Source organism: Pseudoalteromonas sp. UBA6610 (genome assembly GCF_002433295.1).
GTDB lineage: Bacteria > Pseudomonadota > Gammaproteobacteria > Enterobacterales > Alteromonadaceae > Pseudoalteromonas > Pseudoalteromonas atlantica.
In genome coordinates this window covers 87,965-110,582 of the sequence record NZ_DJHW01000001.1, presented here as the reverse complement: position 1 = coordinate 110,582, position 22,618 = coordinate 87,965, and the positions used below count along the sequence as shown (strand labels likewise).

19 protein-coding genes are annotated in these 22,618 nt (G+C 41.1%); 5 read left to right on the top strand and 14 right to left on the bottom strand.

The annotated features are described in order from the left end of the window. Positions 1-705, top strand: coding sequence for a 3'-5' exonuclease (locus B4F91_RS00505; protein WP_064385440.1), 705 nt, complete (start codon positions 1-3; stop codon positions 703-705). Between the two features lie 120 nt (positions 706-825). Here the strand turns inward: B4F91_RS00505 and B4F91_RS00500 are convergent, their stop codons facing one another. Further along, complete coding sequence (locus B4F91_RS00500) at positions 826-2,406, bottom strand: BCCT family transporter (protein ID WP_138611230.1); 1,581 nt, start codon at positions 2,404-2,406, stop codon at positions 826-828. A gap of 435 nt (positions 2,407-2,841) precedes the next feature. Between B4F91_RS00500 and egtB the strand changes: the two genes are divergently transcribed. Continuing rightward, positions 2,842-4,116, top strand: a complete 1,275-nt coding sequence (egtB, locus tag B4F91_RS00495) for an ergothioneine biosynthesis protein EgtB (protein ID WP_286938298.1) — start codon at positions 2,842-2,844, stop codon at positions 4,114-4,116. Then, positions 4,113-5,087, top strand: coding sequence for an L-histidine N(alpha)-methyltransferase (gene egtD, locus B4F91_RS00490; protein WP_286938296.1), 975 nt, complete (start codon positions 4,113-4,115; stop codon positions 5,085-5,087). Before egtB ends, egtD begins: the two co-directional genes overlap by 4 nt. A gap of 4 nt (positions 5,088-5,091) precedes the next feature. Here egtD and B4F91_RS00485 read toward each other — a convergent pair whose 3' ends face one another. The 4 genes from B4F91_RS00485 to pxpB form a co-directional block, all read right to left on the bottom strand. Continuing rightward, on the bottom strand, positions 5,092-5,931 hold the full coding sequence (locus B4F91_RS00485) for a PhzF family phenazine biosynthesis protein (protein ID WP_286938295.1): 840 nt from the start codon (positions 5,929-5,931) through the stop codon (positions 5,092-5,094). Next, positions 5,915-7,588, bottom strand: coding sequence for an asparagine synthase B (gene asnB, locus B4F91_RS00480; RefSeq protein WP_024034109.1), 1,674 nt, complete (start codon positions 7,586-7,588; stop codon positions 5,915-5,917). The genes B4F91_RS00485 and asnB overlap by 17 nt, the downstream gene beginning before the upstream one ends. A 438-nt stretch (positions 7,589-8,026) precedes the next feature. Further along, complete coding sequence (locus B4F91_RS00475; RefSeq protein ID WP_055253495.1) at positions 8,027-8,959, bottom strand: biotin-dependent carboxyltransferase family protein; 933 nt, start codon at positions 8,957-8,959, stop codon at positions 8,027-8,029. A 1-nt stretch (position 8,960) separates the two neighbouring features. After that, on the bottom strand, positions 8,961-9,620 hold the full coding sequence (pxpB, locus tag B4F91_RS00470) for a 5-oxoprolinase subunit PxpB (RefSeq protein WP_286938293.1): 660 nt from the start codon (positions 9,618-9,620) through the stop codon (positions 8,961-8,963). Positions 9,621-9,815: 195 nt separating this feature from the next. Between pxpB and msrA the strand changes: the two genes are divergently transcribed. Then, positions 9,816-11,105 carry a peptide-methionine (S)-S-oxide reductase MsrA gene (gene msrA, locus B4F91_RS00465; RefSeq protein ID WP_286938292.1) on the top strand — a complete coding sequence of 430 codons (1,290 nt, stop codon included), beginning with the start codon at positions 9,816-9,818 and terminating at the stop codon, positions 11,103-11,105. Positions 11,106-11,220: 115 nt separating this feature from the next. Continuing rightward, positions 11,221-11,976 carry a substrate-binding periplasmic protein gene (locus B4F91_RS00460; protein ID WP_286938290.1) on the top strand — a complete coding sequence of 252 codons (756 nt, stop codon included), beginning with the start codon at positions 11,221-11,223 and terminating at the stop codon, positions 11,974-11,976. Positions 11,977-12,830: 854 nt separating this feature from the next. On the opposite strand, the gene B4F91_RS00455 is transcribed toward B4F91_RS00460, so the two are convergent. From B4F91_RS00455 to B4F91_RS00415, 9 genes are all read right to left on the bottom strand, one after another. Further along, the gene (locus B4F91_RS00455; protein ID WP_004587893.1) at positions 12,831-13,712 is read right to left on the bottom strand and encodes a LysR family transcriptional regulator; all 882 of its coding nucleotides are present in this window, start codon (positions 13,710-13,712) and stop codon (positions 12,831-12,833) included. 315 nt (positions 13,713-14,027) lie between these two features. Further along, complete coding sequence (locus B4F91_RS00450; RefSeq protein ID WP_004587894.1) at positions 14,028-14,684, bottom strand: 3-oxoacid CoA-transferase subunit B; 657 nt, start codon at positions 14,682-14,684, stop codon at positions 14,028-14,030. Positions 14,685-14,699: 15 nt separating this feature from the next. Further along, positions 14,700-15,398, bottom strand: a complete 699-nt coding sequence (locus tag B4F91_RS00445; protein ID WP_286938288.1) for a CoA transferase subunit A — start codon at positions 15,396-15,398, stop codon at positions 14,700-14,702. 45 nt (positions 15,399-15,443) lie between these two features. After that, positions 15,444-16,346, bottom strand: coding sequence for a hydroxymethylglutaryl-CoA lyase (locus B4F91_RS00440; RefSeq protein ID WP_286938287.1), 903 nt, complete (start codon positions 16,344-16,346; stop codon positions 15,444-15,446). Then, positions 16,346-18,337 (bottom strand): acetyl/propionyl/methylcrotonyl-CoA carboxylase subunit alpha, encoded by a 1,992-nt coding sequence (locus tag B4F91_RS00435; RefSeq protein WP_288635315.1) that lies wholly within the window; start codon positions 18,335-18,337, stop codon positions 16,346-16,348. Before B4F91_RS00435 ends, B4F91_RS00440 begins: the two co-directional genes overlap by 1 nt. An 8-nt stretch (positions 18,338-18,345) precedes the next feature. Beyond that, positions 18,346-19,116: an enoyl-CoA hydratase/isomerase family protein gene (locus tag B4F91_RS00430; RefSeq protein ID WP_004587898.1), complete on the bottom strand. Its 771-nt coding sequence runs from the start codon at positions 19,114-19,116 to the stop codon at positions 18,346-18,348. 13 nt (positions 19,117-19,129) lie between these two features. Beyond that, positions 19,130-20,737: a carboxyl transferase domain-containing protein gene (locus tag B4F91_RS00425; RefSeq protein ID WP_024034118.1), complete on the bottom strand. Its 1,608-nt coding sequence runs from the start codon at positions 20,735-20,737 to the stop codon at positions 19,130-19,132. A gap of 10 nt (positions 20,738-20,747) precedes the next feature. Next, positions 20,748-21,923: an isovaleryl-CoA dehydrogenase gene (locus tag B4F91_RS00420; protein WP_024034119.1), complete on the bottom strand. Its 1,176-nt coding sequence runs from the start codon at positions 21,921-21,923 to the stop codon at positions 20,748-20,750. Positions 21,924-21,971: 48 nt separating this feature from the next. Next, positions 21,972-22,406 (bottom strand): MerR family transcriptional regulator, encoded by a 435-nt coding sequence (locus tag B4F91_RS00415; protein ID WP_004587901.1) that lies wholly within the window; start codon positions 22,404-22,406, stop codon positions 21,972-21,974. Positions 22,407-22,618: the final 212 nt, after the last annotated feature.

Genomic DNA, 22,618 nt, shown 5'->3' with positions numbered 1-22,618 from the left:
ATGGCTAAGCAATCGTATTTTGACTGGCAGGCTCATTATAAAACACTGGCTAACAACGCTAAAAATGAGCATTTAAAAGCGTTTTATCAGCACGCTTATGGTGATACGCACACGCCTATAAAAGACATTTCGTTTGTGGCTCTTGATTTTGAGACAACCGGTCTAAATAGTGAGGTGGACGATATAGTCAGTATTGGCTTAGTCCCTTTTACAATGCAAAGAGTGTATTGCACACATGCTAAGCATTGGGTAGTGCAGCCTCGTAAAAGCTTAAGTGAGGAGTCGATTGTTATTCATGGTATTACGCATTCAGAAGTGGATGACGCTCCCGATTTAACCTCTCGACTAGGGCCGCTACTTAATGCACTTAGTGGTAAAGTCGTGGTGGTGCATTATGCAGCGATAGAGCGGCACTTTTTAAACAATGCATTACTTGCGAGAATTAACGAAGGGATCCAGTTTGCATTAGTCGATACCATGGAAATTGAGCAACGAGCACTGCGCGCCCGCCAAGGCTTAATAGGGCGTTTGTTTAATCAAAAGGTAGGCTCACTTAGACTCACAGATTGCCGCAGTCGATATTCTTTGCCTGCTTATCATAATCACAATGCGCTAACTGATGCATTAGCCACAGCAGAGCTGTTAATTGCACAGCTGCAATACCATTACCGCGATGATACGCCATTGGCTGAATTACTAAGTTAAATCTATTTTTAAATTTTAGCGAATGCAATACAGGTTTAAACTTATTAACCAAAGTTTAGCTTAGCTAATAAAAACGCCGCATATTATGCGGCGTTTTTTAGTTTACTGGCAAGCGACTAATTATTTAACAGCGCGAGGCTCAGTACGTAATCCTAATAATAGGCTTACACACATTAGTAGTAACACTAAAGTAAACGGAAGACCTGTCGAAACAGCACCCGCTTGTAATGCTTGAATCGCCTCTGTACCGCCAATCCATAATAGAGCAGCAGCAATAGAGCCTTCAACCGTAGCCCAAAAGATGCGTTGTGGTACTGGCGCATCCACTTTACCGCCTGCTGTAATTGAGTCGATAACTAATGAACCCGAGTCAGAAGAGGTAATGAAAAACACTAATACTAAAACAACAGCGAGGAACGAAAGCACGCTCGACATAGGCAGTTCGTCTAGCATTTGGAACATCGCCATAGGCACATCGGTTAAACCGTTTACGCCTAAGCTACCAACACCTTGAACAACTTGGTCTATTGCAATGCCGCCGTAAATAGACATCCATAAAATAGTAACCGCAGTAGGAATTAATAATACAGCGATTAAAAACTCTCTAATTGTACGACCACGAGAAACACGCGCAATAAACATACCTACAAACGGTGACCACGAAATCCACCATGCCCAGTAAAATACAGTCCAACCGTGCATCCATGTTTCGTCTTCTCGGCCATGGGGGTTGCTCAGTGGAATAATATTTTCAACATAACCCATAACCGTATTTGGTACGTTACCGATTGCCACAGCAAAACCAACTAAACCAACAAACAGAAGTAAGGCAAATGCAATGAGCATGTTTATATTACTAAGGACCTTTACGCCGCCATCAATGCCGCGTACTACTGAGATAATAGCTAGTAAGGTAACGCCAATAATAACCAATAATTGTGCGCCTACGCCGCCATCAGTTCCAAATACATGGTTAATACCTGCAGAAGCCTGCTGCGCGCCTAAACCTAACGAGGTTGCAAGGCCAAACAAAGTGGCAAGCACGGCAAGAATATCAATAATATGACCAGGCCAACCCCAAGCTCTGTCGCCTAATAGTGGATAAAAAATTGAACGGATTGATAAAGGAAGACCTTTATTATAAGTAAAAAACGCAAGTGAGAGCGCTACAACGGCATAAATAGCCCAGGGGTGAAGACCCCAGTGAAACATGGTTGCACCCATGGCTACTTTTGCAGCCTCTGGCGTATTTGCGGTTACATTAAGTGGGGTTTCGTACCAGCCGGTAAAGTAAGCTACAGGCTCTGCAACACCCCAAAACATTAACCCAATACCCATACCTGCGGCAAATAACATGGCAAGCCATGATATACGCGAGTGCGTTGGTTTAGCTCCTTCTCCGCCTAAACGAATATTACCATAGGGCGATACAATTAATGCCAAACAAAATATAACAAAGAAGTTTGCTGCCCACATAAAAAACGCATCAAAGTTATTTATTATATCGAGCTTAATACCATCAAGCGTTGCTTTGGCTGTTTGCGCATCCGAAACGAGAATGGCGACTAAAAAGATGACAATCAAACCGGCACTAATACCAAAAACAGGATTATGTATATCAAATCCCCATTTTTGCACGTTATCTTGACCTACGGTGTAGTCCGTATTATCAATACTATACTTGTCATGATTTTCGCTCATGAATACCTCTTATGTTGTCCTAACAAGCCAGAGAGTTCCGGCATAACACTAAGTTAATTAGCCACAAAGTAAGTTGCATTATTTACAATAAAACTTATTTGAGGACTAACTAAATTAATCGCTGATCATACCCTTAATAGTGTATGAGTTAAATCGTAAATGTAAAACTATTTGGTTATATATGCCTGATTACTTAGCGCTAAAAGCTATTTATCACTAAAAAGATAAGCTATTGTTAATTCAGTGAGTGTTAAAAATTAGTTTGTTATTAAACTAAAATTAAAGCAGCGCCACCAAACTCGTTTAGTCGTTAATACATTAGTCTACGTTTTAAATGGGTAGAGGGTTTGATTTAATCATTATGTAACATGCATAAAGGTAAAATCTGGGGTAGGCTTTATTTAATCGCAAAGAGTGAAAAGGACTAACTTTAATATGCTAAACACGAAAACGAATGAAGCGCACAGTACTGAAAAAATACACGCTCAATTTCAGTCAATTCGCCAACATAGTCTTACACTTATAAAAAACCTCAGCGCAGAAGATTGCCAACTACAAGCAATGGATGATGCAAGCCCAATGAAATGGCACTTAGCTCATACTACGTGGTTTTTTGAAACATTTTTACTTGCTAAGTATCTGCCTAACTACACGCTCTTTGATGAACAATTTAAGGTGCTTTTTAACTCCTACTATAACGGCATAGGTGAGCAATTTAAGCGTGCTAATAGAGGAAGTTTATCTCGCCCCAGTTTAGAGGTGGTGTTGCGCTACAGAGCTTATGTTGATAATGCGCTAAACGAGCTGCTTCAATTAGGCACTAACCAAACACTGTGTAATATTATAGAACTTGGGCTGAATCATGAGCAGCAACATCAAGAGCTCATGCTAATGGATATTAAATATAATTTTTCGGTTAATCCAAGCTTTCCTGCCTACAGCAAAACTCCAAATGACTTAATAAAGGTGAGTGATTCGTTAGGCACCTTAAAATATACCGAATTTAGCCAAAGCATAACCAATATAGGGGCTGATGCTAAAAACGGCTTTTCGTACGATAACGAACAACCTAAACATCAAGCCCTTATCCATGCATTTAGTTTTGCTAATCGATTAGTGACTAATAGAGAGTACTTACAATTTATAGAGGCGGGCGGGTATAAAAACCCTTCATTTTGGTTAAGTGATGGCTGGGCTAATATAAACACCGAGCAACTTAGTCACCCTTTATACTGGCATTATATTGACGGGCAGTGGTTTGAATTTACCCTATACGGACTGCAGCCTTTAAATTTAGATGCGCCAGTGAGCCATGTAAGTTATTTTGAATCGGTAGCTTACGCTAACTTTGTTAATGCGCGCCTACCTACTGAGTTTGAATGGGAGTATGTAGCGCAGCAGCAAGCACTTAAGCAACAGCAAAATGATTTGCTTACGCCAAGTGTATGTAAAAACCCAGATGCTATCTCGCAGTTAAGCGATACATGTTGGCAGTGGACTAATAGCGCCTATTTACCTTACCCAGGCTTTAAACCTTTTAGCGGAGCCGCAGGGGAATACAATGGTAAATTTATGAATAACCAAATGGTTTTGCGTGGCGGATGCGTGTTTACCCCAAAAGATCATTTAAGAAAGACCTACCGTAACTTTTTTTATCCACACCAAGCGTGGATGTGCAGCGGCATAAGACTAGCAAAGGACATACTATGAGCCAAGTAACAGCAATTAATCAGCAATCAATAACCGATCTAGATTTTTTAAATGATGTATTACATGGACTTGCTCAACAGCAAAAGTCGCTGCCGTGTAAGTATTTTTACGATGATAAAGGGGCGGCTTTATTCGAGCAAATAACCTCATTGCAAGAGTACTATGTTACCCGCACTGAACTTGCCATATTAGAAGATTACTCAAAAGCTATCGCTAATAGACTGCCCGAGAACCTATCAATTATTGAGCCTGGCTGTGGCTCGGGTAAAAAGGTCGCGTATTTACTCGCCCATATGAGCAATGTAAAAACCTTTGTTCCTTTTGAAATATCATCAGAGATGCTTAATTACTCGTTAGCGCATTTATCACCGTTATTTCCGGAGCTGGCCATTACGCCATTGCTAGGTGATTTTACCCATAGCCAAATGGTTAAGCAGTTAACAAAAGACACCGCCTTAGACAGCCAAACAAATTTAGTTTATTTTCCAGGCTCTACACTGGGTAACTTTGCGCCAGTAAAAGCCATTGAAATAATGAATAATTTCCACCGTTTATGTGGTGTTGATGGCTATGTATTAATAGGTATTGATTTAGTAAAAGAGCGACAAGTGTTACTTGATGCTTACGATGACAAAGCCGGCATCACCGCCGCCTTTAATAAAAACTTGCTCCAGCGTATAAATAACGAATTAAATGGCACGTTTATTTTAGATAATTTTAAACACGAATCGCGATTTAACGAAGTGCACAGCCGCATTGAAATGCATTTAGTGAGCAAGTGTAATCAAAGCGTGGTTATTAACGATAAGCAAATAGACTTTGTAGCGGGAGAGAGCATTCACACTGAAAACTCGCACAAATATACGCTTGAGTCGTTTAAAAACCTTGCTGCTCAGGCTAATTTATCGCTTGAACAAACATGGCAAGACGAGAAAAACTACTTTGCACTTTGCCTACTAAGGCCAATGTAATAGCTTAACTTACAACTACCTGATTACTGCTAAACGTATAGTTTAGCAGCGCCCCTTTTGGTGACTGCTGCATAAGTGTTACTTTATTTAAACCATGTAGTCTAAAAATAAGTGGCGCAATAACCGACACAGCAGAGCCTGTAGCAGTATCTTCATTTACCCCAAATTGCGGCGCAAAATACCTAAAATACGCACTTGCGCGGTTTTTATTAATACTATGTATTTGCAATGCAATTACCGCATTGTTATGCACATTTACTAAATGTGTAAAATTAACCTGTAAATGCTTTAAATCAGCCATGTTTTTAAACAGTACAACGGTATAGCCATTTTTATAAGCTGTTGAGTAAGTTGCTTTTATAGAGTGCGAAAACACATCACTAAGGCTGTTAACCTCATCACTCTTTTTAGAATTAATAGCCGCTAGTTGAAGTTGTACCCGGCCTGTAGCTCGCTTGATTTTAAACCGTTCTTTATCGTTTGAAATGAAATGTGAAGGGCAAAAACCAAAGTGTGCTAATAAACATTTTGCAGCAGCAAGGGTGCCATGGCCGCAGCGCTTAATTTCTGATGTTTGGTTAAACCAGCGAATGTTACATACACGGTGAGAAATTTCATTTTCATTTAAAAAAACGCTAGCAGGGTGCTGCGAATTTGATGCAATTTTTTGCATTACACGGGTACTTAACCCTTGCGTATAAATAACAATTAACGCACTTGAACCAGCTAAGTTATGCTGTGAACTAGAAAATACAGGAACTGAATAAAGGTACTTTATATATCGCAACCTAGGCTGTTGTAGCCTACGTTGCGATAAAAGGGTGCGTTTAGCCTTTGCTTGCATACGCGTCGTTGTGAACGCCAGCAGCACGGCCTGAAGGATCAGCATTATTTTGAAATGATGCATCCCATGCAAGTGCTTCAGGGGTTGAACACGCAACCGACTTACCATGTGGTACACATTTAGCGGATGCATCACCTGGGAAGTGTGATTCAAAAATAGAGCGATAGTAATACGCTTCTTTAGAATCTGGCGTGTTAATAGGGTACTTAAACTTAGCGTTAGCAAGCTCTTGGTCGCTTACTTGCTCGTTTACAAACTCTTTTAACGTGTCTATCCAGCTGTAGCCAACACCGTCTGAGAATTGCTCTTTTTGACGCCACAATACTTCTTCAGGCAGGTAGCCATCGAAGCCTTCGCGTAAAATGTGCTTTTCAATTTTGCCATCTTTACACATTTTAGCTTCAGGGTTGATACGCATAGCCACATCAACAAACTCTTTATCAAGAAACGGTACGCGTGCTTCTACGCCCCATGCAGCCATTGACTTATTGGCACGTAAACAGTCAAACATATGCAGCTTTGACACTTTACGGTTTAGCTCTTCATGAAATTCTTGTGCGTTTGGCGCTTTATGGAAGTATAAATAGCCACCAAATAGTTCATCAGCGCCTTCGCCCGATAATACCATTTTAATACCCATAGCTTTAATTTGGCGCGCCATTAAATACATTGGCGTTGAAGCACGGATGGTGGTTACATCGTACGTTTCAATGTGGTAAATAACCTCACGAAGCGCATCAATACCTTCTTGAATGGTAAAGTGAATAGGGTGATGTACTGTGCCAATCATATCCGCTACTTTTTGCGCAGCGGCTAAATCAGGTGAACCCTCAAGCCCAACAGAAAATGAATGCAGCTTAGGCCACCATGCGTCGCTTTCATCGTTATCTTCAATACGTTTAGCAGCAAAACGTTGCGTAATAGCCGAAATAACCGACGAGTCTAAACCTCCCGATAGCAATACGCCATACGGTACATCACACATTAGCTGGCGTTTTACAGCGCTTTCTAGCGCTTCTTTTACGTCTTGCGCTTGTGCGCTGTTATCTTTAACTGCATCAAAGGTTTCCCAATCGCGCTTATAATAAGGCGTTAGTTCACCATTTTTGCTGTATAGGTAGTGCCCTGGTGGAAACTCTTCAATGTGCTTACAAATTGGTGAAAGCGCTTTAAGCTCTGAGGCAACATAAAAATTACCATGCTCATCGTGACCAGTATAAAGCGGAATAATACCAATGTGATCGCGGCCAATTAAGTACGCATCGTTTTCTTCATCGTATAAACAAAATGCAAAAATACCATTTAAGTCATCTAAAAACTCAGGCCCTTTTTGTTTGTATAACGCTAATATAACTTCACAGTCTGATTGAGTCTGAAATTCAAAATCAACCTCTAGCTCTGCTGCCAGCTCTTTGTGGTTATAAATTTCGCCGTTAACCGCTAGAATATTTGTTTTTTCAGGGTTATATAATGGTTGTGCGCCGCTTGATACACCAACAATGGCTAAGCGTTCATGCACTAAAATCGCTTTTTCAGATGAATACACACCAGACCAATCTGGGCCACGGTGCCTTAGTAGTTTTGACATTTCAATTGCTTGGGTACGCAACTGAGTGGCGTTAGATTTAATATCTAATACACCAAAAATTGAACACATAGTAACTCCTCATTCCTATTATGTGTGCAGCAGGGCAACTTTGCTGTGCTGCGAAACCTTGTTTTATCAGAAATAATTACTCAAGTCACACTGCTTTTACAATTAATTAAGAATAATTTATGCACCAACTGAAAAGTGCGCGCACCAAAGTAGTGCGCTGCGCGCAGGTGTGGCTATATTTACAACACTTTTGGTGTGTAAAGTGGCGTTAGTAAGGCATTCAGTGCAGTGTTTGCAAAAAAGCACACTGCACAAATGCACCAAGTGTGTGCGAAAATTAAAGCAGAGCTTAAATTGCCTTATTATAATTTTTTGCGTTAGCGTGTTTTAATTTTATGCGCTTAATTAACCAATCTAAGCCTACCTATTGCAAGTTAAGTAGAGCGCCGCTTGTACTTTTATTAGCTCCTTGTAATAGGTTTATATCTCACCTTAGAGTTAACTGTATTTAAGCGCCAAGCTTAGCTGATGTAAGTGACCTTTAAGCTTTTGTTTTGCTAATCTAGCTTGCTCATGGGTTACTTGCTTAAATTCAATCGAGTCACCGGGTCTAAATTGCGCAAATTGATGTAAATCAGCCTCTATTACCGTGCCAAGTAATGGGTAGCCACCGGTTGTTTGTGCGTCGTTAAGTAATACAATAGGCTCACCACTGGGCGGTAATTGAATAGAGCCTGGGCCTGTACCAAGAGAGGCAAGTGAGTGACTATGAGTTAGGGGACTTTCGTTTGTTAGCCTAAGGCCCATTCTGTTGCTGTTATGGCTTACTTTAAACGCCGTTGAAAAAAATTGTTTAAGTAGCGTATCACCTAATAGATGCGCATGTGGGCTTGCATATACCCTAATCACCTTTAGTTTAGGTGGGGTAATAGCGCCGCGCTGTATAAAGCGCGTTATTGGCACGGGCGATGTTTTAATAGGAATAATGTCGCCCTCGCTAAGTGCTTTACCTGCTAAACCACCAAAGAGCGCGTTTAAATCGGTGGATTTTGAGCCCATGATATCTTTAACATCAATGCCACCTTGTACGGCTACATAGGCACGCAAACCAGCGCGGCCAGTATCAAAGCTTAAAGTTTGTTTGGCTCTTACTTGGTAACTCCAGCCAGGGTACAAGGGTGTTTCATCAAGCGCAGCGTTTAAATCAGCACCTTGTAGGGCAATAACAGTATCGGTTTCAAACTGTAACTCGCAAAGGCCTAACGTAACTTCAAGCACAGCTTCATTATCTTTGTTACCGACTAATTTATTGGCAATTATTTGTGCGTAAGGGTCTAAACAACCCGCTTGGCTTACACCTAAATGACGATAACCGCAGCGCCCGCCATCTTGAATTGTAAGTTGTACACCAGGTTTAAGAACTTTTATCACTTTATGCTCCTTGCACTGTGTTTATTGAAACGAACGATAGCGTGTCGCCGGGTTTAAATAAGCAAGGATCTGAGTGTGTGCTATCAAAAAGGGGTGTGTTTGTATGGCCAATGATATGCCAACCGCCAGGTGTTTCTGCTGGGTAAATAGCAGTTTGCTCTGCGCCTAAAGCAACGGCACCTTTAGGTACTTTAGTACGCGGAGTGTCTCTGCGTGGGATATGCAAGCGTGAATCTAATCCATGCAGGTAGGCAAACCCGGGCTGAAACCCTAAAAATAAAACGTGGTAAGTGGCTTGGCTATGTATTTGAATAATTTGCTGGGGTGTTAAATTAGTTTGTTTGGCAACAAAATCTAAATCTTCTCCTTCATAGGTAGTGTGAATTTTATGGTGAGTGCCTTTAAATGTTGTTGCTTGTACTTTGTCCCATAAATCAGGCAAGGCGTTTTGCCATTTTTTTAAATTACTTGCCGATTTTAAATACAGCGTTAAAGAGTTCATGCCTGGGACTAAATCAATAAATTCGTTACTTTGCTTTAGCTGCTTAGTGAGTGCCCAAATTTTTTTTTGAGTGTCTAACACATTGTTTTGTTTATGCTGTGTGGCATCTAATAGCAAACTGTTATTTGTTAAAGTAAATACCTGTAAAAATGCAGTCATAATTTAATCTTTTTATACAACGTGCAGCAAAGCTAACATAGTTTTGTCAATTTATTCAGTACCTAGCCATAAGAAAAATAAACGAAAAAGAAATGCGACTCAAACTGTATTCAAATTTAGCACGTATTTATTTACTGAAATTAAAACAAGGGATGTTGGGTCTTAATTAAAACACGCAGGTATTAAGAGGTATTTATGACATTTTCTCGCTCAGTTTATTTATTAGGCGCCGCTATTACATTTAGCGCCGACTGTTTTGCTTTATCAACCGAAAAAATAGAGCATAGCAACGTAGAGGCCACAATGCATATAAAAACCATTGTGTTAGGTTCTGGTTGTTTTTGGGGAGCCGAAAAGCGCTACGAAGTACTAGAAGGGGTTATTGATGCAGAGTCGGGGTATGCAGATGGGCACGGCTTTAAAGCAAGCTATAAAAATATCACCGACCAATCTCGCCGGTTTGACGAAAACAACTACGCTGAAGTAGTGCAAGTGATGTACAACAGCAATATCATTTCTTCTAAAGCGCTATTACAAAATTACTTTGAAAGCCATGATCCTACACAATCGAATCGCCAAGGTAATGATATTGGTACGCAGTATCGATCAATTATTCTTACTACCACTAAAGAGCAAGCGCAGCATGCAGAGCAAGTTAAAGCCGAGTATCAGCCGTTATTAAGTGCAGCCGGTTATGGGGCAATTAAAACAGTAATAAAACCGCTTGAGGGGTTTGTATCTGCTGAGGAGTATCATCAAAATTATTTACAAAAGAACCCAAATGGCTATTGCCCAGATCACGCCACGGGTGTGGTATTTAATAAAACTAAAAAAGCAGATGTAGACAATAACGTTTTACTCACGGGCAAGCAGATTGTGGTACTTGATTCGCGCGAATACTGCCCTTACTGTGAAAAATTTAAAAAAACAGTCGCTAACAATTACAAAGGTTCAATCCCACTGACATTTCGCCATGCTGATGAGCTTAAAGGCCTAACTATAAAATCGGCAACTTGGGCAACCCCCACCATTTTGTTTTTAGAAAATGGAAAAGAGGTGTACGCGCGTCAAGGCTATGCAAGCCCCGCTGAATTTTACAAAGCACTTGGCGCCTTTAAACTAGGCGATAGTGATGCCTACGAAGTCGCATTTAATGAGCGCACCGACAGACCTTACTGTAAAGAGTATAAAGAATTTAAAAACACTCCCGATGGCGTATTTGTTGATAAATTAAGTGGTGAGCCATTATTTGATACCCGCGATAGATTTAATTCGGGCACGGGGTGGCTGTCGTTTAAACATCCGGTTAAAAATAGTGTTACTAAGCATAAAGATACCAGCTGGGGGATGACTCGAATTGAGCTTAAATCAAAAAGCACCGGTATACATTTAGGGCATTTATTTAAAGGTGAGGGGCCAAGAGGCACAGATAGATACTGTATTAATGCTACTGTGTTAGAGTTTATACCTCGTGACAAAAGCTAATTTATAAGAGCGATTAATTCGCTCTTTTATATTTAATAAATCTAAACTTTAATTAACTGTGATTATGATATATAAATTAATAATCCAAACGATATAAACGGCATTTACTATCAAATTGATTAACACGTTAGCACTTGTATCAGGGCTTATAACTATAAGCCCTGTATTAGCACAGCCAACCGAAAAATATGTAATAGGGGTAGAGAATATAGAATACCTACCTTATTACGATGGCAGTGGCACTAGTAAGCGTGATTATTTTGGTTTTAGTAAAGAGTTACTGGAACTATTTGCAAAACAACAAAATATTAAATTTGAATTTTACACTTTGCCTATTCCGCGCCTTTATAAAGAATTTATAGAGCATCACCATGTTGACTTTAAATACCCCGACAACCCTAATTGGCAAGTAAGTTATAAAAATCAGCATCAACAAGATATTAATTATTCTGTGCCTTCATTAGTTACACATACAGGTATAGCGAGCTTAAAGGACAAAATTAAACTTGAAGATTGTAAATCACTTGCAAAAGTGCGTGGCTTTACATTGCAAGGGCTTGAAAAGTTAACCTCAATGCCAGGCTTGCAAGTACTCGAAAATGATAACGTTATTGAGATGATTTATTTGCTGCATAAAGAGCGAGTTGATTGTATATATATTTCACACGATGTACTTAAATACAATATAGAAGAATTTTTTGATACTCCCGTCCCTGTGTTTTTTCAGCATCAGTTGCCTGTTGATCACCAAGCGTTTATGTTATCGAGCATTAAACACCCACAGCTCGTTAAAAAGTTTAATGTATTTTTAAAAGACAATGAAAATACCATTGAAGAGCTTAAACAAAAACATAACTTTATAGTTGAATAATACTAAATTTAAGCGAATTGGCATAAAACGGTGGGGCAGGTAATCGTGTTTATAAAACAAAAACGGCCCATATAAGGTCACCACCTCACATGAACCGCTTTTCACACTGACAACATCTTACACACACAATATAAGATTTGGTTTTCTACATAGTAGCTAATTACGTTATTGCTGCGTACTGCTGGTGGAATAAAAAACAGTCCAAACCAAGTCACCACCTAACTTGAACTGCTTTTTCACACTGACAACATCTTACACACACAATATAAGATTTGGTTTGCTACAAAGTAGCTAATTTAGTTATTGCTGCGTGCTGCTGGTGGAATAAAAAACAGTTCAAACCAAGTCACCACCTGACTTGAACTGCCTTTTCACACTGACAACATCTTACACACACAATATAAGATTCTTTTCTTACCTTGTTAGAGCTATCACATCTAAAAAGGTTGCATTTATTTGGTGCAAAACAGTAAATAAAGTCTAATTAATAAAAACGTTTAGCTGTTTGCTTGCGATGGGTTAACTTTAGAATAATCGTAAAAGTCAGACAAACGATAAAAATAAAACCAATAAGTGAAAAAAATTAAGCTATAGACTTTAGTCTAACGTGTTGTGTTATTTTATTGATTTAAAATGATAAATTTTTATAGGTTAGCTTGTAGGGCAAAAACGAATGATTAAATAAAAATATTTAATTAATAATAAATCACTAAACGGTGTTGTTAAGCTGCAAGAAAGTAAAAAAGAAGGAGCTTTACAGTTTACTGCGTGCAGCTTTAGCACTTGCTACGTGCTGCACACATTAAAATTGGCGTTATTAAACCAAAATGTAAATTGCACTTACTAAGGTAACACTAACCTTGAATGTTGCTAAATGTAGATACAACCCATTTAGCAAATAAATCTAGCGCGGGATTTGGCGAATTAGCTTCATGCTGTACTAAATAGTATTTATCTTTGGTGGTAAGAGGCTGTTGAAATAATTTATAAAGCCATTTTTCATCAAACCAGCTTTGGCTAATAGGCAGCGGTATAAGTGAAATGCCAATACCCTGTTGCGCTGCACGAGCGACCCCAAACATACTATCAATTTGTATAATTTGCGTAGGCGAAAAGTCATCTATACCTGCTTTTTCAGCCCATTGGTGCCATGCCCACGGCCTTGCTTTGTGAAGGATTAATGGTACTTGGTTTAGTGCTTGGCAGTGATCGTCTTTCCACTGTTTTAACAGTTTTTCGTTACACGCCGGTATATATTCAAGATTAAATAGCTCTGTAGTAAGGCCCTCTGTGGGTTTACTTGAGGATAAAACAATCGATAAATCACTGTGGCGGGTTAGCTCTTTACGGGTTTTGAGCGTATCCATTTGTAAATTTATATTAGGGTGCTCAGATGTCCACTCACTTAATTTAGGCATAAGTAGTTCACTGGCAAAAAATTCAGGCAGCGTAATAGTTATATTAGTATTTTGCTGCAATTGACTGAACTCATTGATGGTGTTTTCAAGCGTATAGATAATAGGCGAAATGGCATCAAAAAAGTTTTTACCCGCAGCCGTTAAACTAATGGATCGGGTTTGGCGTTGAAAGAGTTCAATGCCCAGTTGTTCTTCAAGTTGTTTTATCTGATGGCTTACCGCAGAGGGCGTTAAGTACAGCTCTTTAGCTGCATGTTTAAAACTTAAGCTTTTTGCTGCAAAGCAAAAAGAGCGGAGGCCTCGAATAGGAGTTTGCATGTTTTCCAGAATTGTTTAATTAATTTAAGACGCCTTTAATAGGCAATAATCGAACCAATAATTTAATATAATAATATCAATAGTTTAATTTTAAATATAGCACTAGTTCACAAAAAAGGTGCAGACAATCCACAAATTAGTGCAAATAATCTAAGCGCTTACATTAAAAGCTATTTGTATTATAGATAATATTTACTACAACTGTATTAAAACTGAAAAAAAGTTTATGGCAGGCAAAAAAAATCCCTCTTGCGAGGGATTTTGGGTAACTCAGCGCCATTGGCACTGGGAATGAGGTCGGTACATGGTAAAGCGTTAAAAAACCATTTCTGGTACTTCACCGTCAACAAGTAATTTACCTGCTGTTTTACTAATGATTTCATCAACCGATACGCCCGGAGCGCGCTCGAGTAAATGAAATGCGCCGTCTTTAACTTCAAGTACGGCCAAATCTGTTACTATTTTTTTAACGCAATTAACGCCCGTTAGCGGTAATGTGCACGACTCTAATAATTTAGAATCACCATGCTTACTGGCATGGGTCATAGTAACAATAATATTCTTTGCCCCAGCGACTAAATCCATTGCGCCCCCCATGCCTTTTATCAGCTTTTTGGGGATCATCCACGAGGCAATGTTGCCGCTTTGGTCTACTTCAAATGCACCCAGAACGGTTAAGTCTACATGACCACCCCGTATCATGGCAAAACTATCTGCACTATTAAATATGGCTGCACCTGTGGCAGCTGTCACGGTTTCTTTACCCGCGTTTATCATATCTGCGTCTAGCTCGGCTTTTGTTGGGTAGGGACCCATACCTAAAAGCCCATTTTCTGACTGTAACATAACTTCAATACCATCAGGTACATAGTTTGCGACGAGTGTCGGAATTCCTATGCCCAAATTAACGTAAAAGCCGTCTTGTAGTTCCTGTGCAACGCGCATTGCAACTTGTTCACGTGATAATGCCATAACCTATGCTCCTGCTTAATCTCGTGTTGTTACACGTTCAATGCGTTTTACAAAGTCGCCTTTAATAACGCGATTTACAAAAATGCCTGGGGTATGAATTTGGCTTGGCTCAAGTTCACCGGGCTCTACTATTTCTTCTACTTCGGCAACGGTAATCTTACCTGCTGTTGCGGCCATTGGGTTAAAGTTCATGGCAGTGTGCCTAAATACTAAATTACCGTATCGGTCGGCTTTCCACGCTTTTACAATGGCAAACTCACCGGTGATCGACTCTTCTAAAATATATGGGCGTCCGTCAAATTCTTTTACATCTTTACCCTCTGCAACGGGCGTACCGTAACCTGTAGCGGTATAAAATGCGGGAATACCTGCACCGCCCGCACGCATTTTTTCAGCCAAGGTACCTTGCGGTGTAAGCTCTACATCTATTTCACCGCTTAGTAATTGCTGCTCAAATAAGGCGTTTTCACCCACGTAGGAGGCAATTACTTTTTTAATTTGTTTATCTTTAAGTAAAATTCCTAATCCAAAGTCATCTACACCACAGTTGTTAGAAACCACGGTTAGCTCTTTGGTGTTCATTGCCTTAATTTGTTTAATTAAGCCCTCAGGAATACCGCATAAGCCAAAGCCGCCAGCAATAACGGTATCGCCGTCTTTCAACCCTGCCATTGCAGCTTCGTAACTAGAAACCACTTTATCAAAACCGGCCATGAGACTCTCCTCATTGTATTAACTGCCATTTGGGAAGTTAAGCTATTATTTTTGTGTGTTGCCTAATGCAATTGAAACTTTGCTTACAGGCGTTTTGCCAAGTGCTTGTGTAATTTTCCAACCAGCGCTACTTAACCTTTGTAAATCAATTCCATGTTCAATGCCAAGCCCATTGAGTAAGTAAACCACATCTTCGGTGGCAACATTTCCTGACGCCCCTTTGGCATAAGGGCAGCCGCCAAGGCCTGCAACAGCGGCATCAACCGTTGCTATACCTAAGCTTAACGCTGCGTAAATATTTGTGAGCGCTTGCCCGTAGGTATCATGAAAATGCACAGCCAGTTTTGATTTATCAATATGTTCAAGCAAAAGTGTTAAAAGCTGGGTAACTTTATTTGCAGTGCCAACACCTATGGTATCGCCAAGGCTTATTTCGTAGCAGCCTAAATCTAAAAGCTTTTGCGAAACGCTAAGTACTTTATGCGGGTCTATTTCTCCCTCATAAGGACAACCGAGTACACAACTTACATAACCGCGTACACGTATGTTATTGGCTTTTGCAAATGCCATAACGTCGCTAAAACGCTCAATACTCTCATCAATACTGCAATTTATATTTTTTTGACAGAACGATTCGCTTGCCGCGGTAAATATGGCAAATTCTTTTATGCCAACGGCATGGGCCGCTTGAGCGCCTTTTAAGTTGGGTGTAAGCGCACTTAAATTTACATGGGGTAAATTAAGCGCTGTTATCACCTCGGCCGAATCGGCCATTTGTGGCACCCATTTAGGCGATACAAAAGCACCGGCTTCAATATTTTTTAAGCCCGCGTCACTAAGTACATTTATTAATGAAATTTTATCAGATGCAGTGACTGATTTTTCGTTTTGTAGGCCATCACGCGCGCCTACTTCAACAATTTTAACTTCAGTTGGAAAAGCAGCCATCACGATGCCTCCTGCGCCGTGGTGTCTTCTACGATTGCTAATAAAGCGCCGTGCGAAACTAATTCGCCTTCATCAAAGCAGTAGCTTTGTAAAATACCATCGTGCGGGGCGTTGAGCGTGTATTCCATTTTCATGGCTTCAATAATCACTACGGCATCGCCTTTGGTAATGGTGCTGCCTACATCAACTAAATGCTTAACCACAGTGCCATTAAGTGGCGCCGCAAGGGGCAGGGCGTCGCTTTCATGGCTGCTAATGTAATGTTTAGTGTTTAAAGCAAGCTTAATTTGCAGCGCAGCAAACATCACGCTAATACTATTATCAACGTGGCTAACATGGGCGGTAAATTTTTCCCCATTAATAAATACATTACATACTTTTTGGTTTACAGAGCCTGCTATATCGAACGACTTATTATTATGCGTAACAACATAACCCGTTTTAGTTTTAACGGCGCTTATAGCTAAGTCTGTAAATGGTACATCCACTTTTTGTGGTGCGTTAAGCGTAAAACCACTGAGTTGCTTCCAGGGGCTTGCGCTTTGCTGAGTTACCCTTTCAGCACTAAGCGATTCAAGGTAAGCAAAGGCTGCTATTAGTTGCGCTTTTTCAAGCGCGGCACTATCAACACTTACCAATGCATCGCCTTGCTCGGCAATAAAGTGGGTGCTTGGCGCACCTTGAGCAAATGTAGGGTGGCTTGCTAAGTTGTGTAAAAAGCCAATATTAGTGCTAAAACCTGCTAAGTGAAATTGCTCAAGTGCTTGGCGTAAACGCGATAATGCTTGCTCTCGGTTATCATCATGCACAATCAGTTTTGCAATCATAGGGTCGTAATACGGGCTTATTTCATCGCCTTGTGCAATACCTGTATCTATTCTTACAAACTCACTGTTAAGCGGAGTATTTAACGATTCAATAGTGCCCGAGCAGGGAATGAAATCGTTACTTGGATCTTCTGCATAAATACGCGCTTCAAAGCTGTGGCCTTGGAGTTGTATGCCTGATTGCGTTAGTGGCAGCGTTTGCCCAGCGGCAATATTAATTTGCCAATTAACTAAATCTACACCAGTTACCATTTCTGTCACAGGGTGTTCTACTTGCAGGCGCGTGTTCATTTCCATGAAAAAGAACTCATCGCCACACAGTAAAAACTCAACCGTACCTGCACCTCTGTAGTTTATTGCAAGGGCACAGCGTACTGCGGCTTCACCCATTTCTTTACGCAGTTCATCAGACAAACCAGGCGCTGGGGCTTCTTCAATTACTTTTTGATGGCGGCGCTGCAGGGAACAATCACGATCCCCTAAATAAACACAGTTACCGTGGTTATCAGCAAAAACTTGTACTTCAACATGGCGAGGCTGGTTAACATAGCGCTCAAGCAGTACTAAGTCGTTACCAAAGCCCGCAATTGCTTCGCGCTGTGCGCCCTCAAGTGCAGTTATAAAATCTTTGGCTTGCTCAACAATGCGCATGCCTTTACCGCCGCCGCCAAAGGCCGCTTTAATGAGCACAGGGTAGCCAATTTTTTCAGCCTCAGATTGTAAAAAAGCAGGGTCTTGGTTTTCACCGTAATAGCCTGGCACTAATGGTACATTTGCCGCGGCCATAATTTCTTTGGCGCGGGTTTTAGAGCCCATGGCTTCTATGCTGCTTGCAAGAGGGCCAATAAACGCAATGTTGTTAGCTTCACAGGCTTTAGCAAACTCACTGTTTTCAGATAAAAAACCGTACCCAGGGTGTATACAATCGGCACCGCTTGTTTTTGCAACCTGTAAAATTTTATCTGTTACAAGGTATGAGTCTTTACTTGGTGCGGGGCCAATGTGGTAGGCCTCATCAGCCATTTTTACATGTTGTGCGTGTTTGTCGGCGTCAGAGTAAACAGCGACCGTTGTTAGGCCCATTTGCTTTGCACTTCGCATTATACGGCATGCAATTTCACCACGGTTGGCAATGAGTATCTTTTTTAATGTGTGTGTGTTCATAATTAGTCCTACAGTTGCCAAGCGGGAGGGCGTTTATCAAAAAAGGCGCTTAGTCCTTCTTGGCCTTCGTCCGATACCCGAATATTTGCAATACGTTCGGCCGTGAGTTCAATAAGATCATCATTAATAGGCTTATTTGCTACATCGTTAATTAATGATTTAGCGGCTTTTACAGCGACCGGGCCGTTATCGATTAATGTTTGCAGCATGTTATCAAGGGCGCAGTCTAAATTACCGGTCACCTGATGAACCAAACCAAGTTGTTTTGCTGTGTGGGCATCAAACACCTCGGCAGTTAAAAAGTAGCGGCGCGCAGCACGCTCACCAATGGCTTTAATTACATACGGGCTAATTACCGCAGGAATAAGCCCTAGCTTTACTTCGCTTAAACAAAACTGCGCATCGTCTTTACTTAGGGCAATATCGCAACATGCAATTAAGCCCAGAGCGCCACCAAATGCAGCACCTTGTACAGCACATATAGTTGGGTGAGGAGAGGCGGCTAGTACCTGCATTAATTTAGCGAGCTGCATAGAATCGGCCAGATTATCGGCGTAGTTGTTATCAGCCATTGATTTCATCCAGGCTAAATCGGCACCGGCAGAAAAGTGCTTGCCTTCAGTTTTTAAAACCAAAGCGCGAATATCGAGCGTATTTGCATGCTCTATGCACTGAATTAGCTCGTGTATCACTTCACTATTAAATGCGTTACGTTTTTCAACTCGGCTTAAAACAAGTACAGCCACATTAGATTTTGTTATTTGTAGTGTTACTGACATTTTTGCGCTCCGGTTACATTCTAAATACGCCAAACTTAGAGTCTTGCTGTGGTGCATTTTTAGCTGCACTTAAGGCAAGGCCTAATACGTTGCGGGTATCGGCAGGGTCAATAATGCCGTCGTCCCACAAGCGCGCGCTTGCGTAATACGGATGGCCTTGCTCTTCGTATTGATCAATAATTGGCTTTTTAAAATCGCTAACTTCTTGCTCGCTCATGCTATGGCCTTTACGGGCTAAACCATCTTGCTTAACTTGAGCCATTACACCGGCGGCTTGCTCGCCACCCATTACCGAAATACGGGCATTGGGCCACATCCACATCATGGTGGGTTCAAATGCGCGGCCACACATACCGTAGTTACCAGCGCCGTAAGAGCCACCAATTAGCACCGTAAATTTAGGTACATCGGCACACGAAACTGCCATCACCATTTTAGCGCCGTGCTTTGCTATGCCCTCAGCTTCGTATTTTTTACCTACCATAAAGCCGGTTATATTTTGCAAAAACACTAAAGGAATATTGCGCTGTGCACATAGTTGAATAAAGTGCGCGCCTTTTTGCGCCGACTCACTAAATAAAATGCCGTTATTAGCCACTATGCCTACAGGGTTACCGTAAATGCTGGCAAAACCTGTGACCAGCGTTTCACCAAAGTAGCGTTTAAATTCATCAAACGATGAATCATCAACCGTACGGGCAATAACTTCACGCACATCAAACGGCTTTTTAAGGTCAGTGCCTACAATGCCGTAAAGCTCGTTTATATCGTAACGTGGCGGTTTTACATCCTCTAAAAGAGGGGCTGTAGGGCGCGTGTAATTAATACGCTCAATACATTGGCGGGCAATAGACAGCGCATGTTCGTCATTTTCTGCAAAGTGGTCAGCCACACCCGATGTTTTACAATGTACATCGGCGCCGCCTAATTCTTCGGCGCTGACTACTTCACCGGTCGCTGCTTTTACAAGTGGCGGGCCTGCTAAAAATATAGTGCCTTGCTCTTTTACAATTATGCTTTCATCGGCCATTGCGGGTACGTATGCGCCGCCTGCGGTACATAACCCCATTACCACGGCAATTTGAGGAATGCCTTTACCCGACATACGGGCTTGGTTATAAAAAATACGGCCAAAATGTAATTTATCAGGGAATACATCGTCTTGCTCAGGCAGGTTAGCACCGCCCGAATCAACCAAATAAATACACGGTAAGTGGCAACGCTCGGCTATATCTTGTGCGCGTAAATGCTTTTTAACGGTAAGCGGAAAGTACGTACCGCCTTTTACCGTGGCATCATTTGCAATGATCATGCATTCAATACCTTTAACACGGCCAATACCAGCAACTACACCCGCACAGGCAATTTCTTGTTCGTACACACCAAAGGCTGCAAATTGCGAAATTTCTAAAAACGGTGAGCCTTCATCTAATAAAGTGCTAATACGGTCGCGTACAAATAACTTACCTCGGCCTTCGTGGCGCTCTTTTAACGCAGCGCCGCCGCCTAAGCTAATGGTGGCTACTTTACTATGTAAATCATCAACCAAAGCTGCCATGTTTTTGTGATTTTGCACAAAAGTAGGATCGTGAGGATTAACGCTCGATTTTAATATCGTCATAATTTAATCCTTAACGGCTTTCGGTAAAGAGTTCGCGGCCAATAAGCATGCGGCGTATTTCTGATGTGCCAGCACCAATTTCGTATAGTTTGGCATCACGTAATAAGCGCCCTGTGGCGTATTCGTTTATGTAGCCGTTACCCCCTAAAATTTGAATGGCATCAAGCGCCATTTTAGTGGCAAGCTCAGCAGCATATAAAATGGCGCCGGCGGCATCTTTACGGGTGGTTTCGCCGCGATCACACGCTTTTGCAACGGTATAAACGTATGAGCGCGCTGCGTTCATTTGCGTATACATGTCGGCTACTTTGCCTTGAATTAACTGAAATTGGCCAATAGGGGTGTCGAACTGTTTCCGTTCATGAATGTACGGAACAACAATATCCATACAGGCTTGCATTATGCCAAGCGGGCCTGCAGCAAGTACTACACGTTCGTAATCTAGGCCGCTCATTAGTACCTTAACGCCTTCGTTTAGGTTACCTAAAATGTTTTCTTCGGGTACTTCGCAGTTTTCAAACACCAGTTCACACGTGTTTGAGCCACGCATACCAAGCTTGTCTAGCTTTTGTGCGGTAGAAAAACCAGGGAAGTCTTTTTCAACAATAAATGCGGTAATGCCTTTAGCGCCGGCTTCTAAATCTGTTTTTGCATAAATAACAAATGTGTGTGCATCGGGGCCGTTGGTGATCCACATTTTATTGCCATTTAAAATGTATTTATCGCCTTTTTTTTCAGCTTTAAGTTTCATTGATACCACGTCAGAACCTGCGTTTGGCTCGCTCATGGCAAGGGCACCAATGTGTTCACCACTAATAAGTTTTGGTAGGTATTTTTCTTTTTGTGCTTGGTTACCGTTACGGTTAATTTGATTTACACACAAGTTTGAATGCGCACCATAGCTTAAGCCAATTGATGCACTCGCACGGCTAATTTCTTCCATTGCAATTACATGCTCTAAGTAACCTAAGCCTGCACCGCCAAAGTCTTCAGAAACGGTCATGCCTAGTACACCCATTTCGCCCATTTGCGGCCAAAGCTGATTAGGAAACGCGTTATCCATATCGGTTTGTTCAGCTAGTGGCGCAATTTCTTGGCTCGCAAAGCTATTTACGTGGTCGCGGATCATATCGGCGGTTTCGCCAAGGCCAAAGTTCATCTCTTTATAAAGTGAAATAGTGCTCATGATTCATTCCTGTGTGTGTTGTCAGTGTGTTTTTATTATTAAAATAGGCTACTCGTCTATTTTATTAAGTGTGTCTCTGCAGCGGCGCTCCGCTGTCACTAATTCCATAAGCACAACTTTTATGTCGTCCATTTGCTGAGAAAGGTCGGCTTTTTTCTCTGCAATTAAATCGAGCATAGTCACCAGCTGTTTAGCGCTTGATTTATCAGCGTCGTACAGTTCAAACAAACGGCCTGTTTCAGCCAATGTAAAGCCTAAGCGTTTGCCTCGCAGTATTAGTTTTAAGCGAACTTTGTCGCGTTTTGAATAAATACGGGTTTGGCCATTGCGCTCTGGGCTTACTAAACCTTGGTCTTCGTAAAAACGAATAGAGCGGGTGGTAATATCAAACTCTTTAGCTAAATCGCTAATACTAAAGGTTTGATCGTTACTGCTTGGCGCTTTTGCAGAACTTGCAAAGTTTGTTTGGTTATCTGGTTTCATAGTTGTGTTTACCTCATTCGAATAACTCCAATATAAGTGAAGTTTACGTAAAGGTAAAGCTTGGTGTGGTATGAAACTATTTATAAAGGAGTGTTGATGTGAAATGTTAAATTATATTATTAATATTCAATAGTTTATTTTTATTAATTGTTCACTTCGCCGTTACTGGAAAATAATGCTTACACTTTTAAAACTAAAAATTAAACGCTTTT

Excerpts from the sequence above, each read along its gene's own strand:
- B4F91_RS00505 (WP_064385440.1), top strand. The coding sequence starts at position 1 with ATGGCTAAGCAATCGTATTTTGACTGGCAGGCTCATTATAAAACACTG.
- B4F91_RS00500 (WP_138611230.1), bottom strand. The coding sequence starts at position 2,406 with ATGAGCGAAAATCATGACAAGTATAGTATTGATAATACGGACTACACC.
- egtB (WP_286938298.1), top strand. The coding sequence starts at position 2,842 with ATGCTAAACACGAAAACGAATGAAGCGCACAGTACTGAAAAAATACAC.
- egtD (WP_286938296.1), top strand. The coding sequence starts at position 4,113 with ATGAGCCAAGTAACAGCAATTAATCAGCAATCAATAACCGATCTAGAT.
- B4F91_RS00485 (WP_286938295.1), bottom strand. The coding sequence starts at position 5,931 with ATGCAAGCAAAGGCTAAACGCACCCTTTTATCGCAACGTAGGCTACAA.
- asnB (WP_024034109.1), bottom strand. The coding sequence starts at position 7,588 with ATGTGTTCAATTTTTGGTGTATTAGATATTAAATCTAACGCCACTCAG.
- pxpB (WP_286938293.1), bottom strand. The coding sequence starts at position 9,620 with ATGACTGCATTTTTACAGGTATTTACTTTAACAAATAACAGTTTGCTA.
- msrA (WP_286938292.1), top strand. The coding sequence starts at position 9,816 with ATGACATTTTCTCGCTCAGTTTATTTATTAGGCGCCGCTATTACATTT.
- B4F91_RS00455 (WP_004587893.1), bottom strand. The coding sequence starts at position 13,712 with ATGCAAACTCCTATTCGAGGCCTCCGCTCTTTTTGCTTTGCAGCAAAA.
- B4F91_RS00450 (WP_004587894.1), bottom strand. The coding sequence starts at position 14,684 with ATGGCATTATCACGTGAACAAGTTGCAATGCGCGTTGCACAGGAACTA.
- B4F91_RS00445 (WP_286938288.1), bottom strand. The coding sequence starts at position 15,398 with ATGGCCGGTTTTGATAAAGTGGTTTCTAGTTACGAAGCTGCAATGGCA.
- B4F91_RS00440 (WP_286938287.1), bottom strand. The coding sequence starts at position 16,346 with ATGGCTGCTTTTCCAACTGAAGTTAAAATTGTTGAAGTAGGCGCGCGT.
- B4F91_RS00435 (WP_288635315.1), bottom strand. The coding sequence starts at position 18,337 with ATGAACACACACACATTAAAAAAGATACTCATTGCCAACCGTGGTGAA.
- B4F91_RS00430 (WP_004587898.1), bottom strand. The coding sequence starts at position 19,116 with ATGTCAGTAACACTACAAATAACAAAATCTAATGTGGCTGTACTTGTT.
- B4F91_RS00425 (WP_024034118.1), bottom strand. The coding sequence starts at position 20,737 with ATGACGATATTAAAATCGAGCGTTAATCCTCACGATCCTACTTTTGTG.
- B4F91_RS00420 (WP_024034119.1), bottom strand. The coding sequence starts at position 21,923 with ATGAGCACTATTTCACTTTATAAAGAGATGAACTTTGGCCTTGGCGAA.
- B4F91_RS00415 (WP_004587901.1), bottom strand. The coding sequence starts at position 22,406 with ATGAAACCAGATAACCAAACAAACTTTGCAAGTTCTGCAAAAGCGCCA.